This window comes from Natrialba chahannaoensis JCM 10990 (genome assembly GCF_000337135.1).
Taxonomy (GTDB): Archaea; Halobacteriota; Halobacteria; order Halobacteriales; family Natrialbaceae; genus Natrialba; species Natrialba chahannaoensis.
The window spans coordinates 31,710-44,949 of the sequence record NZ_AOIN01000091.1 but is presented as its reverse complement, the minus strand read 5'-3'; the positions used below and the strand labels follow the sequence as shown (position 1 = coordinate 44,949).

The window sequence follows — 13,240 nt, the reverse complement described above, 5'->3', positions numbered from 1 at the left end:
CTCACGCGCGGAGCGATCTGCCGGCGAAAACGTACCAGCCCAGCCCGAGAAGCATCACCCCGACGTACACTTCCGTGAAATAGGCATCCCCGTCCACGCCGGCTATCGAGAGAACGACGACGGCAACGGTCGCTGTAAGCAGCGCGAAGAACAACCAGAAGACGGCCAACAACACGAGATCGAGCATCTCGTTCCGAGTCGACCCTGCCGAGTTCCCAGGCGCAGACTCCATAGGTGTGCTACGACCGTCCGGGACATAATTCTGCGCGTCACCGATACTCTCTCCCTATCGCCCTATCCGAACTCGATGCAATCCCGTTTTCATCGCCTTCCAGGCTGGATACGCCGCATTATAGACCGGCGTCGGTGCGTTCCTCGCGCCCGCGCGTAGCACTCGATGGGAGAGCGGCGGCCCCGACTCTGAGACGAGCGCGTTCAAATCCGCCGTCTCCAGCCACTCGAAAAACTCATGCTCGGCGGCCGACTCTGGCTCGCGGTCGGTCTCGCGAACCCGCTCGCGGATATCCTCCCACATGTACCGTTCGTCCTGGCCGAGAACCCACCGCCCACGCTCGAGTGCGGTCCGTAGCTCACGGTAGTCCGACTCGTCGAACGGGTAGCCATGCGCCGTCGGTTCGAGTCCCGACAGGCGCAGGCCGACGGCGGTCCGATAACACTTCTCACAGCGCCCGCAGTTGCCATCCATCCGCGTGTTGCAGGTCTGCAGTTCCAGTTCGGGCGCGTCGCTTGCGACGTACTCTGCAATCGCGTCGAGGCGTTCCTGTCGGGTCAGCTCGTAGGCGTCGTGGTGACACTGCGTCCCCGTCCAGCGCACGTTGTCGTCGATATCTGGGCGCGAGCCCCACTCGAGTTCGATGCCGTCCCAGTGAGTGGCGGCGACGTAGAGGTCGTCGATGTTTCGAGTGTACGCCATAGGCGCACAGAGACCGAGGAGGCCCAGTCCGTGGCCGACGGAGCTGTACCAGGCACCGTCGACGTAGCGCTTGTAGTGGGCGAGCAGCATGGCGTGGTCGAGCGCGGAGAGGGCGTTGGTTTCGATGAAGGCGGTGTCGAGATCGCGCTCGGCAGCGAAATCGGTGACGCGATCGCGGAGGTGGGTCCAGTCCTGGTCGTCTGTGGGGTCCATGGTGATGGTCCAGCCGCGGATGCTGACGAGCGTCGGGGTCTCCTTGCGGTGGCGGACGTACGAGCAGGTGGAATCGACGCCGCCGGTGAAAAGAAGGGCGCTGTCGGCGTCCGTACCATTGGTTTCGTCTGCCGCAGGCTCCTGTTCCGTTACTTGCTTCGCGTACAGCTCCCCGCCCTCGAGGAAGCCGTGCATTGCACACAGTGACGCCTGCACGTCTTCAAGTGCGTGCGCGAACGCTGCGTCCACTTCCTCGACGTAGACGTCTGCGCCGTTGGCCCACGCGACCGGACAAACTTGCGCGAGGACGGGGATCACGAGAATGCCTTCCGGTACGCCCTCGAGCGGTCGGTCGTAACTCACCCGGAACGGTTCGTCGGTAAAGAAACGGCACAGATCTGAGGACGTGCTGATGTCGCACTCGAGTGTCGAGCCGGAGACGGTTGGTGGGTCGACAGTGATCGATGACATGGGGGTTGTATCGCCTGGACGAACCACGAGCGGCTACAAAAACCATCAGAACCGTTGATCGGTCGCCAACTGTGAAATCGATGCATAGTCGACCCTCCAGTTTGTGACAACGAGGTCGTACAGTGTCAACTCGGTCAGCAGTCGTATTCGTGCGGTGGCGCTCTCACCGTTCGGTTTTGTAGTGGTATCCGTCGCTCCGGTTCTGTATGACCGTCGTACCCGAGGTCAAGAAGTTGGCGCTCGTTCGTTCACAACACCCAGCGGTCCTCTGCGAGCGGATCCGAAACTGCACTTTCACACCGTTGTTGATAAGTTCCGTATAACAAACCGCAGATTCAGTGTGGTGACGCCAAGAGATGCGTATCGATACGCGGCACCAACCTGTTCTGGGTGTGAAACGATGAACCGATCGGCGCTCAACGCCGTGTTCGCGGGTGGATTTTTCGCCCTCGCCGTCGGACTCATCATTGCACGTGCGAATCCGGCGACTGGCTACGAGCCGTCGATCTTTGCGGGAACGCCGACTGCGACCTGGGTCGGGTTTGCGGTTGCGCTCGCGATCGCGGTCGTGTTGGCGCTTGCCTGTCGCGGCCGACAGCAGGCTATTGCGATCGCACTTGGTGCGACGACGGTAACGGCCATCGTGAGCCTGCCGTTGATCCGCGACTATCGGTTCTCCGGCATGGGCGACGCGCTCACGCACCTCGGCTGGACGCGGGACATCGTCGACGGTGGCTTACAACCCCACGAACTGTTCTACCCGGGGGTGCACTCGATTGCGACCGTGATTCACTTCCTCGCAGGCGTTCCAATCGAGCGGGCGCTGTTACTCAGCGTCGTTATCCTGTTCATCCCGTTCCTGGTGTTCGTTCCGCTCGTCGTTCGGGATCTGACTGGCAACGGACTCGCGGTCGGTGTCGCCGCGGTGATCTCCTGGATGGTGTTGCCGATCAACAATATCGCGACCCATATGGGGATACACACGAATTCAAACGCACTGTTTCTGGTTCCGGTCGTCATCTTCGCGTTCGTCGCCTACCTGCACCGCCGGTCGACGATCGAACGGTTGCCGTTCGGACTCTCGCCGTTCAGTTTGCTCATCTACGTTACGGGGATCACGCTCCTGCTCGTCCACCCACAACAGATGATCAACGTCGTCATCCTCGTCGGGACGATAGCGGGCCTGCAGTACCTCGCTCGCTGGCGGTACGAGGATCACCCTGTGGTTGACCATCCGACGACGTACACGCACGCGGTCGTACTCGGCCTCATCTTCACCGTCTGGGCGGTGTCGAACGACCGGTTCCGGAGCGCCGTCTCTGGACTCATTTACGGAATGTTCTCCGCCGATATCGGCGGCGGTGAGACGGTCGATCAGCGCGGTGGCTCACTCACCGAGATCGGCGGCAGCCTTGGTGAAATGTTCGTTATTCTCTTTCTTGATGCTGCCGTGATCGGCCTCGTTGCCGGTCTCTTCGTGCTTGTTATGTGGCTCGGCTGGACGGCGACCGACCGCGAAACGTCGACACTCGTCACCTACCTCGCGCTCTCGCTCGTCCCACTTGGCGGGGTTTTCCTCGTTTACTTCGTCGGAACACCGACGATGGCGTTCCGGCAGGTCGGCTTCATCTATGTCCTGTTGACTATCCTTGGCGGGATTGCCATCGCACACGCGATTGGAGGTCTCTCGCGATACATCACGACACCGGGTGCGAGCGCGGTCGCTGCGGTGGCGCTCGGTGCCTGTCTCGTCCTGGGTCTCATGACGATCTACGCGTCGCCACTCATCTACAGTCCAACGCAGCACATCACCGACGAGAAATTCAGCGGTTACGAAACCGCCTTCGACCACGGCGCAGAGGACCGACCACACGTTGGCCTCGGCTACGATCCGTTCCGGTACGACCACGGTCTGTATGGTCTCGAAAACCGTGATGCACCACTATCGGGTGCGGGAACGGCGAGCGGTGAGGTCGATCCCGAGTTATGGGAGGCTGGAAACTACACTAGTGCCTACAACGACCTCGATTACTATTTCATCGTCACAGAGTATGACGTCACTCGAGAGATCGATGTCTATCAGGAACTCCATTACAGCGAGGCCGCACTCGAGCACACCTCACAGCAGCCGGGCGTGAACAAGGTGATCTCGAACAGTGAGTTCGAAATGTACGCCGTCAGTTCATCGGACGGGAGTGACGCGCCAGCGTAGACACGAGTCGGAACGACTGACCTTCTCGCCTTCTGTTCAGTACCGTCAGTGTCCAGTTTTCACTCGCTTCTCGCGTGAGGGAACTGGATATCGGTCCGGAGTGTTGTGGGTAACCAGCAACTGGACCGATCGTTTCGACGATAAACAATTGCACACTCCGGTTCGAACGATAGTCGACAGCAGCCAGCAAAACAGCCGATAGTGGCCGTCAGAGGTCGATTAAAAAACTATTTACTCGGAAACAGGGTATTATGAGAGCCGTTTAGACGGTTTTTCGTTCGTATGTTCGTGACCGAATCGTCTTTCATTGTGATCTCTTCTGTACTGTTCACAATACTATCTATTAATTTAACCCAATTGGACAAAGAAAGGTTTATGCGTATAAGGTGATGTTACGGTTGTGTATGGCGCAGAATTCCCGTCCGTCCGATACGGAGAATACTCCGACTACCGGCCGTAATTCAAGCTTAACACGCCGCAATTACGTCCAATCGATCGCAGCGGTCGCAACCGCAGCGACGACCCTTGGCGTAGCCGGTACGGCAACGGGCCAGACGGACTACGAACTCATCGAAGCCGACAACCAGACGATTACGATCGGTTCCGGTGAGACCTGGGAGAACAAGCTTATCGACATGACCACCGGTCAGGACATCATCATCACCGCACACGGTGAGGACTGGACCGTCCGGAACGTCGGCTTCACCGGTGAGAACACCTCCGGCTCCGGCTCCGCGACGTTCGGTATCTCCGACTCCGGTGGCTCGAGTACCATCGAGAACGTCTACCTCGGTGATGGCTCCGACGAGCGCAACGGCAGCTCCAGCGGTCACGGCCAGACTGCCTTCTGGGTCGATCCCGACCACGCCGGTCACATTGACTTCCAGAACGTCAACATTCAGGGCTTCGCGGACAACGCGATCTACGCCTCCGCACCCGGCAACGCCGGCGGTGGCACGGTCCACATCGACCGCTGTTTCGCTGCGAACTGTTATGTCTCCCACTTCCGTCTCGCGACGGCGGGAAGCAAAGTCACCAACTCGAGTGTCTACATCAACGAGGAGGGATACCAGGGCCGTGGAATCTGGGCCTGGGCACCCGGCACCGTCGAGGTCGACAACTGCCAGCTCGAGATGAACGGGCAGAACGTCGCGATCGACGCCGGTGCGAACGGCAACCCAACTGATGTCGTCGTCACCGACACTGACTACGACGAGCAGGCTGGCGTCGGTGAAAACGCTGGTTCGACGGTCCAGCTTGGCGACGACGTTGGCACCGATCCGTCCGCCTTCATTCCGGATGGAACGCCGACGAGTGCCGAGGAAGCGGCTGCCGGCGACGCGAACTGACGAGAGACACACAACGCACAACGCACAACGCGCAACGCGCGACAGGAAGTCGGCCACCGCTGCCAAGGGGATGTGGCGGCGAGGCCGGTTCCGCCGTTCTGCCGATTCCGAACGGTGAACTGCACACCCGCTATGGGATGGGGTGAGCGGTTCACTGTGATGTTCCGTTTGGAACCCGCTGACGACGGCCCTCCACGGGCGGTCGCTCCGGGCTGTCGTCCGTCGATAGCTATCCGGTGTCGACCGTCGACCGAGACGCTCCGCTGACCGACGGCCCTCCCGCCGCTGCGGTCCAATTTTGCGTTCCATTTTCACACGACTGGACGAGCGACTGGTTCGTTTCCCGCGATTTTGGACTTGGGCCCGGCCCCGGTCCTGGACCTGGACCTGACCGATACTGGGGACTGGATACCGTCCTTCGCACGTGCGGGGCCTATCGCTGCGGTATCGAACGCCAACCGATCACATCAATCTTATACGATGATTGCTTCTTCGATCTCGTCTACTGTCTGAATGGGGTGTGTCGGTCCCGCGACCAGACGCATAGTTGGCTATGCAGAACGTGTTAGAATTTGAGGGTAATTTTGTTTTACCCGTCAATTTTTGCTGCGGTATTTACGGTGATTTTGGGTAATAAGCTATTACCTGCCAGAGATGGCTGTATATGAGCTCCTTCCGGTTAAAAACATAGATAGTTTTGTGAACGAACTATCTGACCATAGCTACTGTCTGTAAATTTTAGGTTCGGTGAAAGGGAAAGTTTATTGCGGTAGTTCTGTATTACCCGTAGTACATGGCACGTGAACGTTCGGTACCGGGTGACGGTTCATCCGGGAACGACGCGACGACAGAGAGTAATAGTGGATTACTCGACCGTCGTTCGTACATGAAACTGGCCGGGGCAACGACTGCAGCGACCGCGTTCGGCGCAACCGCCGGCGCGGCAAACAGTGACGACTACGAGACGATCACCGCCAACGGACAGGTCATCCGCATCGGGCAGGGTGAAACCTTCGAGAACAAACTAATCGACCTGACCAACGGCAACAGCGTCGTCCTCCTCGTCGAGGGTGGCAACTCCGTGATCCGGAACGTCGGATTCGAGGGACTCCACCGTGGGGACGGGTTCATGATCTCGATCACGGCACCGAGTGGGGATGTCCTGATCGAGAACGTCTACCTCGGCGACGGATCGACCAAGGAAGGCGAGAGTTTCGTCCACGGACCCGGCGCGGTGTTCTACCACCGCGACGCCTCCTGTGACGTCACATTCCGTCACTGCAACGTTCAGGGGTGGCCGAACAACGGCTTCTACTGTTCAAACACCGCTTCGGGCGGCTCCGCGCGATTCGAACACTGTTACGGCAAGAACAACGGCGTCAGCACCTACCGCGTTGCCGGCGGCAACGACGCCATCGTCGACTCGGTCGCGTACAACGACAACACCGACTACGGTCCCGGCTGGGGCGGCTACACTGAAGATAGCGGCCGGCCAGTCTGGGTCTGGCCCGGCAGCACCGTCTCGATCGAGGATTCACACTTCGCAAGCGGGGGCTACCCACACGCGATCATCCTGCGTGGTAACGCAACTGCCCAGATGACCGGCGGCGCAATCAGCGGTAGCGTTCAGGGCGGTGGCCTCAATCGATCGAACGTCTCGAGTTCCCCCGAGCTCTCGGTCCCCGAAGGAACCCCAACGTCGGCCATCGAAGCCGCGTCGGGCGAGACGAACGAGACGGGAGATAGTGTGAACGGCAACGACGCAGACGAGGACGACGACGGACCCGCACTCGAGAACCTCCTGCTCGTCGAGGGTGATGAGTCGGACGTGACTCGTTACGAGTTCGAAGCCGAGGGCGATGTCGAGCCATCGACGGCAGAGGGTGCGACGATCGACGCGGCTGCGGGTATCGACGACGGCGTGGCATACGGCGTCGTCGCCGATTGGAAGGACGCTTTCCGGTTCGACGGCGACCTGCTCACGCTGACCGTCGACGGACCGGGAACGGTCTTCGTCAACGGTGAGGAAGTCGATCCGTCTGACTACGGTGAGGACCTCCCACACGTACTCGAGATCGAGGGCCGTGGCGCACCAACAAGTTACGAGATCACGGTCGACGGCACGATTGAACTCGACGCAGACGAGAATCCGGATGATGAAGTGACGACGGTTTCCGGCTCGACGGTCCAGAGCTCGGTGACGAACGCCACGCAGACGTTCCGCTTCTCGGGTGCACTCGCCGATGTCACGTTTATCGACGGCGAGGCGGCGGTTTTCCTCGACGGCGAGGAGATCGATCCATCCGAGTACGGGGAAACCGAACTGCTTCCCCACGCGCTCGTCATCGACGGGGGTGACAGTGACGAGCCGAGTACGTACTCGTTCCGTATCGACGGAACGGTCGTCAAGTCGGACTATCGCTCGGCAACGATCGACGACGAGGATATCATCGACGACCGCTACGTCCGTGGTGTTGTCGACAACGAACTCGACGCATACTGGTTCGAGGGGACAATCGACGACTTCACACTGTGTGGACCGGCGGCAGTCGACGTGCAGTACAACGCACGGAACCAGTAGGCAGTCGTTCCAGTAGCGCCGATTGCGGTTTGCGTGTTGCGCTTTTAGACGATGACAACCGCGGCGTCTCTGACTCGCCGCTCTCGAGTACGATCAGTCGACGCATCCAACCGACGGGTCTCTCTGTCTCGGTGAGGAGTCGGCAGTGTCAACATATCGACGTAGTGAGAAGGTGGCTCCCGCGCGTGGAACAGCAAGCTGGCACGCGAACTGTCCCGGTACTGGATGACGGTCGCCGGGAGCCATTGCTTACTACGAACGGGATGAATAAAAGTCCTTCTTGATCCTGTTCGAATCTGAGAACACCCGTTGACGAAACAGATCAGTAGTTGTAACGGTCTGGGAACCGCTACTCACTGTTCGGATCGAGCGCAACAGTCGCTACTCGATGCGTGAGAGTTTTCCATCGACGGTCCGCTCGTGCTCGCGGTTCGTCGCGGCGTGAGCCAGCGAGAGGGCGAAGAACGCGAGCACGACGCCGCCCGCGAGCGCGAGCGTCGGGAGGGCAGTGAGGCCGGGTACACCGAGCAATGCCGCAGCAATGAGTACGCCGCCGCCGATACTCAGACCAGCATACCACCGGTCCCACCGATCCTGTCGATGTGCGTCCGTATCAAGATACATCATCAGCAGGTCGGCGTTGTCCGACAGTGAGATCAGCCCACGATCCTGGTCGTACTCGACGATTCCGGCATCATCCATCTTCGGGAGATGGGTCTGGTAGAGTGCGACGTAGACGCGCTTTCGCTGATCAGAGCTCAGCGCGTTGACGCTGGTATCGTTCTCCCAGGCGGCGATTTGCTCGGCGAGTTCGCCGAGGGTGACAGTCTCGTCGGCCTCGAGTAAGTACGTGAGTACCTCGCGGCGACGGCGATTCTTCAGGAGTTCAAAGATAACGTCTTTCGACAGCTGGTCATCGGTCTCGGCATCGCTTACGGAAGAAGAGAGTTCGTCCGGAAGCGAGGTATCGACGGAAGACATTATCGTGCCCCTCCGGCTGTTCGACCGGGTCGAACAGTCCCGATTGTGGGGAGCCAGCTTCGGGTGGTGAAACCACCACCGGGCTGTCGAACCGACAGCGACCCCTGTACGCTCAAACGGCGATTCGCAGTCACGATTGACACACCAAGTGGTACACCAACAGAGATACTCTTAAGCACGGTCACGTTTCGCACCGGCTGCAAAGTGGGTACGGACCAACTTCCCGGATGGCGACCCTCGCGTCGCTGTTGTTTGGCGTTTCGGCGAGCAACAGCGCGTGTTGGTCCCCGTAGTATCGAGCGATTGGGTTTGTGTACCGACAGCGTACGGCCGTTGCTACGTTGTCGCTGGCGATGCGCGAGACGATGTTGGAGTCCGGATCGGCGACACAGCACTGCTACGAAACGTTCGACTCGAGCGACATAAAATCTCCTGACGGTTTGGTCTCGAAAGCGAGCTTTACGCGGAGAACAATAGCGTTACTTGTGCTCGTAATGGGGTGCAAGTGGGGGAGCACTCTCGAATAGAACACGCACGTCGACCCGTCGGTCCGTGTACGTGGCCGTTCTCGTATCGGGCCGGCAACAAGTTACTCCGCCTGTTCAGTTGCTCGCTTTTCCGAGGCAGCGCCTCGTTTTCGCAACCATGACCCGACCGTCGCCGGTGCATGCACGGAACAGCTTTATCTTCGTCCCTGCCGTCGCCGGGGCAAAATGCACGCCACAGTAAGTCGGGGTTTCTCTCGAAACCATGTGAACCCCTTACAGTGACTGCACGGCTTCCGTCCACTACTGATGACGCAGTCCATCATCGACCACACCAGAAGCGAGGTCCAGGAGTCAGAGCCTGGATTATGTCCAGACTGCGAAACGGATACCATCGTCCACGATCCGGATCGCGGCGAGCGCGTCTGTGATGAATGCGGGCTCGTTCTGACTGAGGACCCGATTGACTACGGACCGGAGTGGCGCGCGTTCAACGCTCAGGAACACGACGAACTCTCCCGCGTCGGCGCACCCCTTACGCAATCCATGCACGACCGGGGGCTGACGACGACGATCGACTGGCGCAACAAGGACGCAAACGGCCACTCGATGTCGGCCGATAAGCACGGCCAACTCCACCGGTTGCGCGTCTGGCAAGAACGCATTCGCACGAAGAACGCGGGCGAACGCAATCTCAAGTACGCACTCTCCGAGATCGATCGCATGGTCAGCGCCCTCGGTGTCCCAAAACCGGTCAAGGAGACCGCCAGCGTGATCTACCGACGGGCACTCGAGCAGGACCTCATTCGCGGCCGCTCCATTGAGGGCGTCGCAACCAGTGCGCTCTACACCGCCTGCCGAAAGGAGGGCATTCCGCGCAGTCTCGAGGAGGTCACCTCCGTTTCGCGGGTCGATCAACGCGAGATCGGCCGCACCTACCGCTACATCGCGGACGAACTCGATATCAATCTCGAGCCGACGAACCCACGACAGTTCGTGCCGCGGTTCTGTTCGGAACTCGACGTGAGCAAGGAGGTCGAAACCAGAGCGGTCGAGATTATCAACCAGACGACCGACAAGGGGCTCCACTCCGGCAAGTCACCGACCGGCTTCGCCGCGGCAGCGATCTACGCTGCCGGCTTGCTCTGTGATGAAACCATCCCGCAGCGCGCGGTCGCTGATACAGCGCAGACGACCGTGGTAACCGTCAGAAACCGTTACCGGGAACAGCTCGATGCGATCGATCAGTCGCCAGCTACATGATCGACCGCTCACTTTCGTTGTAGACATCCTCGTTGAGCAATGCGTGTAGGTTTGCATACGGCACGAACGCGATGAAATTACCCGACTCGTCATACAACCTGAGCCCGTCGTCTGTTCGGTCGTAGTCCTCGCACATGATCTGTCCCTCGGGGAGGATCGCACGGAACATGCGAGAAAATACGACGCCGCGGTCCATATAGTGTTGCACTGTCACGGATTGCTACCAGCGACTGCTCCAGTAGCCGAATCGAGGCGAGGCGAAATCGGTTTACTCTCACCACCGTTACGGCCCTGCAGTGACCGACGAACGTTCGTCAGCGACACGAAGCGGCGAGCATCCCTCAGATGCTTCCTCCGACACTCCGTCTGACACTCCCTCCAACGATGGGGACACCGGCGAGTCGACCCCGGCCAATGGGGCGACCAGCCACTCTCTCTCACTCGAATCCTTCCACGACGCCTGTCAGCAGGCCGGCCGCCCCGTCCTCACCGCCGGGGCCGTCGCCCGCGCGCTCGACCGGCCCCACGAGGCGATCAGCGAGGAACTCGACACGCTCACGGAACAGGGGACACTCGAGCGCCTCTCCGTCTCGACCGATCCCGTCGTCTGGTATCCGAGCGAACTCGAGGACCTGACCGATCGCGAGCGCGTGGTCGTCTTCCCGAAGCGCCGGGAGATCATCGTCGACCGACCGTCCCAGTTCACCCGCGCCCAGCTCGCACAGTTCGCTCACCTCGCGGACGGCAACGGCGAAGAGAGCTACCGCTACGTCGTCAGACCGGAGGACGTCTGGCAGGCCCCCCACGACTCCTTCGACGAACTCGAACGAACCATGCGCCAGGCACTCGGCCAGCGCTCGGACCAACTCGAGGACTGGGTCGAGAGCCAGTGGGATCGAGCCCACCAGTTCCGGCTCGCGACGCACGAGGAGGGCTACACCGTGCTGGAGGCAAAGAGCCCCGAAGTGATGGGCAACGTCGCCCGCCAGAAACTCGACGAGGAGCACGTCCATGCACCCATCTCCGAAACCGAAGAGTGGGTCCGAGAGGGTGCGGAGGCGGCGATCAAACGGATTCTCTACGAGGCGGGCTATCCGGTGCAGGACCACCGCGAGCTGGAGGCCGGCGAGCAACTGGACATCGAACTCGGTGTCTCGCTGCGCGACTACCAGCAGACGTGGGTTGACCGCTTCGCCGAGGCCGGCGAGGGTGTCTTCGTCGGCCCGCCGGGAAGTGGAAAGACCGTCGCCGCGATGGGCGCGATGGCCCACGTCGGCGGCGAAACGCTGGTGTTGGTTCCGAGCCGAGATCTTGCGCGCCAGTGGGCCGAGGCCATCGAGGAGTACACCTCGCTCGAACCGCATCAGATCGGTCAGTACCACGGCGGGCAGAAGAACGTCCGGCCCGTGACGATCGCGACCTACCAGATCGCCGGGATGGATCGCCACCGGTCGCTGTTCGACGACCGCGAGTGGGGGCTCGTCGTGTTCGACGAGTGCCAGCACGTGCCCTCAGACGTCTACCGACGGAGTACGCACCTGCAGTCCCGGCACCGGCTCGGCCTCTCAGCCAGTCCGATTCGGGAGGACGACCGCCAGACCGAGATATTCACACTCGTCGGGCCGCCGATCGGCACCGACTGGCAGGCCCTGTTCGAGGCTGGCTTCGTCGCCGAACCGGAACTCGAGATTCGCTACGTGCCGTGGGGCGACGACGAGCAGTCGAACGCCTACGCCTCCGCCGACGGCCGCGAGAAGTACCGGATCGCCGCCCGAAATCGTGGGAAGGTCGACGACGTGCGGTACCTGCTCTCCGCCCATGCCGACTCGAAGGCACTCGTCTTCGTCGACTACCTCGACCAGGGGCGTGACCTCGCCGACGCGCTCGACGTCCCCTTCCTCAGCGGGGAGACCCCCCACCACGAGCGCCGGCGGCTACTCGAGGAGTTCCGTCGCGACGAGCGCGACCTGCTGATCGTTTCGCGCGTGGGTGACGAGGGAATCGACCTTCCGACAGCGGATCTGGCGATCGTTGCCTCCGGACTCGGTGGCTCGCGCCGGCAGGGGACCCAGCGCGCGGGGCGGACGATGCGGCCGGCAGGTGGCGCGCTCGTCTACGTGCTCGCGACGCGTGGGACGCGCGAGGAGGACTTCGCCCGGCGGCAGTTGCAGCATCTCGGCCGAAAGGGGATGACGGTGCGTGAGGAGACTATCGAGCGGGATGTCGATACTGGCGGTGGGGATCGTTCTGCGGACGATGGCAGTGGTGAGTCAGATGCTACTGTCGATGGCGATACCGCTGGCGGCTCGGACACCGCCACTGACGGCTAATCAACCACCGAAGCGGTCTGTGTCGGCGGTCTATCCGCGTCTGCCGTCTCGACGGTGTCCGTCCGCACGTCTTCGACTGCTTTGATACCAACGCCATCTTCGAGTTCGGTTCGCACGGTTGTGGCGTCGGGACGCTCGTCGACAGGAGTTGCTGTGAGCACGAGCCGAACGCGGAGGTCGACCGTCGTCTCGTTCAGTGCCGGGTTGAGTCCTCGAACGGTCGCCTCCTCAAGCCGATCGACGGCGTCGATTCGCTCGACGACGGTGGTCGCACCATCGGCGAGGCTACCGGCCGCGTTGATCGGTACGCGAACGGTGAGCGTTGCAACGACTGCAGTCTGGGTACTGTTCATGAGGCTCCCGTCGAGAGTCGAACTCGAGTCGGATCGTCGCTGCCGAGTTCTTGCGGCGATCGGTGCCA

10 protein-coding genes are annotated in these 13,240 nt (G+C 61.0%); 5 read left to right on the top strand and 5 right to left on the bottom strand.

Annotated features, from left to right (window positions below; genetic code table 11):
* Position 1 precedes the first annotated feature (1 nt).
* A complete protein-coding gene (locus C482_RS16135; RefSeq protein ID WP_006168818.1) occupies positions 2-232 on the bottom strand; it encodes a hypothetical protein in 231 nt (76 codons plus the stop codon).
* Between the two features lie 54 nt (positions 233-286).
* The gene (locus C482_RS16130; protein ID WP_006168817.1) at positions 287-1,618 is read right to left on the bottom strand and encodes a hypothetical protein; all 1,332 of its coding nucleotides are present in this window, start codon (positions 1,616-1,618) and stop codon (positions 287-289) included.
* Positions 1,619-2,018: 400 nt separating this feature from the next.
* On the opposite strand from C482_RS16130, the gene C482_RS16125 reads away from it, so the two are divergent.
* The 3 genes from C482_RS16125 (at position 2,019) to C482_RS16115 (ending at position 7,760) form a co-directional block, all read left to right on the top strand.
* Positions 2,019-3,830, top strand: coding sequence for a hypothetical protein (locus C482_RS16125; RefSeq protein ID WP_006168816.1), 1,812 nt, complete (start codon positions 2,019-2,021; stop codon positions 3,828-3,830).
* A gap of 404 nt (positions 3,831-4,234) precedes the next feature.
* Complete coding sequence (locus tag C482_RS16120) at positions 4,235-5,179, top strand: hypothetical protein (protein WP_006168815.1); 945 nt, start codon at positions 4,235-4,237, stop codon at positions 5,177-5,179.
* Between the two features lie 886 nt (positions 5,180-6,065).
* On the top strand, positions 6,066-7,760 hold the full coding sequence (locus tag C482_RS16115; protein ID WP_006168814.1) for a hypothetical protein: 1,695 nt from the start codon (positions 6,066-6,068) through the stop codon (positions 7,758-7,760).
* A gap of 381 nt (positions 7,761-8,141) precedes the next feature.
* On the opposite strand, the gene C482_RS16110 is transcribed toward C482_RS16115, so the two are convergent.
* Positions 8,142-8,741 (bottom strand): DUF7344 domain-containing protein, encoded by a 600-nt coding sequence (locus C482_RS16110; RefSeq protein WP_006168813.1) that lies wholly within the window; start codon positions 8,739-8,741, stop codon positions 8,142-8,144.
* A 794-nt stretch (positions 8,742-9,535) separates the two neighbouring features.
* On the opposite strand from C482_RS16110, the gene C482_RS16105 reads away from it, so the two are divergent.
* Entirely contained in the window at positions 9,536-10,489 is a 954-nt protein-coding gene (locus C482_RS16105) for a transcription initiation factor IIB (protein ID WP_006168812.1), read from the top strand.
* On the opposite strand, the gene C482_RS21880 is transcribed toward C482_RS16105, so the two are convergent.
* A complete protein-coding gene (locus C482_RS21880) occupies positions 10,482-10,658 on the bottom strand; it encodes a hypothetical protein (RefSeq protein ID WP_006168811.1) in 177 nt (58 codons plus the stop codon). The genes C482_RS16105 and C482_RS21880 overlap by 8 nt on opposite strands.
* Before the next feature lie 127 nt (positions 10,659-10,785).
* Between C482_RS21880 and C482_RS16095 the strand changes: the two genes are divergently transcribed.
* Positions 10,786-12,819 (top strand): DEAD/DEAH box helicase, encoded by a 2,034-nt coding sequence (locus tag C482_RS16095; RefSeq protein ID WP_006168810.1) that lies wholly within the window; start codon positions 10,786-10,788, stop codon positions 12,817-12,819.
* On the opposite strand, the gene C482_RS16090 is transcribed toward C482_RS16095, so the two are convergent.
* Positions 12,816-13,172: a hypothetical protein gene (locus tag C482_RS16090; protein ID WP_049896895.1), complete on the bottom strand. Its 357-nt coding sequence runs from the start codon at positions 13,170-13,172 to the stop codon at positions 12,816-12,818. The two genes, C482_RS16095 and C482_RS16090, sit on opposite strands and share 4 nt — an antisense overlap.
* Positions 13,173-13,240 lie beyond the last annotated feature (68 nt).

Coding starts and splice junctions, on each gene's coding strand:
- C482_RS16125 (WP_006168816.1), top strand. CDS start 2,019: ATGAACCGATCGGCGCTCAACGCCGTGTTCGCGGGTGGATTTTTCGCC.
- C482_RS16110 (WP_006168813.1), bottom strand. CDS start 8,741: ATGTCTTCCGTCGATACCTCGCTTCCGGACGAACTCTCTTCTTCCGTA.
- C482_RS16135 (WP_006168818.1), bottom strand. CDS start 232: ATGGAGTCTGCGCCTGGGAACTCGGCAGGGTCGACTCGGAACGAGATG.
- C482_RS16130 (WP_006168817.1), bottom strand. CDS start 1,618: ATGTCATCGATCACTGTCGACCCACCAACCGTCTCCGGCTCGACACTC.
- C482_RS16090 (WP_049896895.1), bottom strand. CDS start 13,172: ATGAACAGTACCCAGACTGCAGTCGTTGCAACGCTCACCGTTCGCGTA.
- C482_RS21880 (WP_006168811.1), bottom strand. CDS start 10,658: ATGTTCCGTGCGATCCTCCCCGAGGGACAGATCATGTGCGAGGACTAC.
- C482_RS16115 (WP_006168814.1), top strand. CDS start 6,066: ATGAAACTGGCCGGGGCAACGACTGCAGCGACCGCGTTCGGCGCAACC.
- C482_RS16120 (WP_006168815.1), top strand. CDS start 4,235: ATGGCGCAGAATTCCCGTCCGTCCGATACGGAGAATACTCCGACTACC.
- C482_RS16105 (WP_006168812.1), top strand. CDS start 9,536: ATGACGCAGTCCATCATCGACCACACCAGAAGCGAGGTCCAGGAGTCA.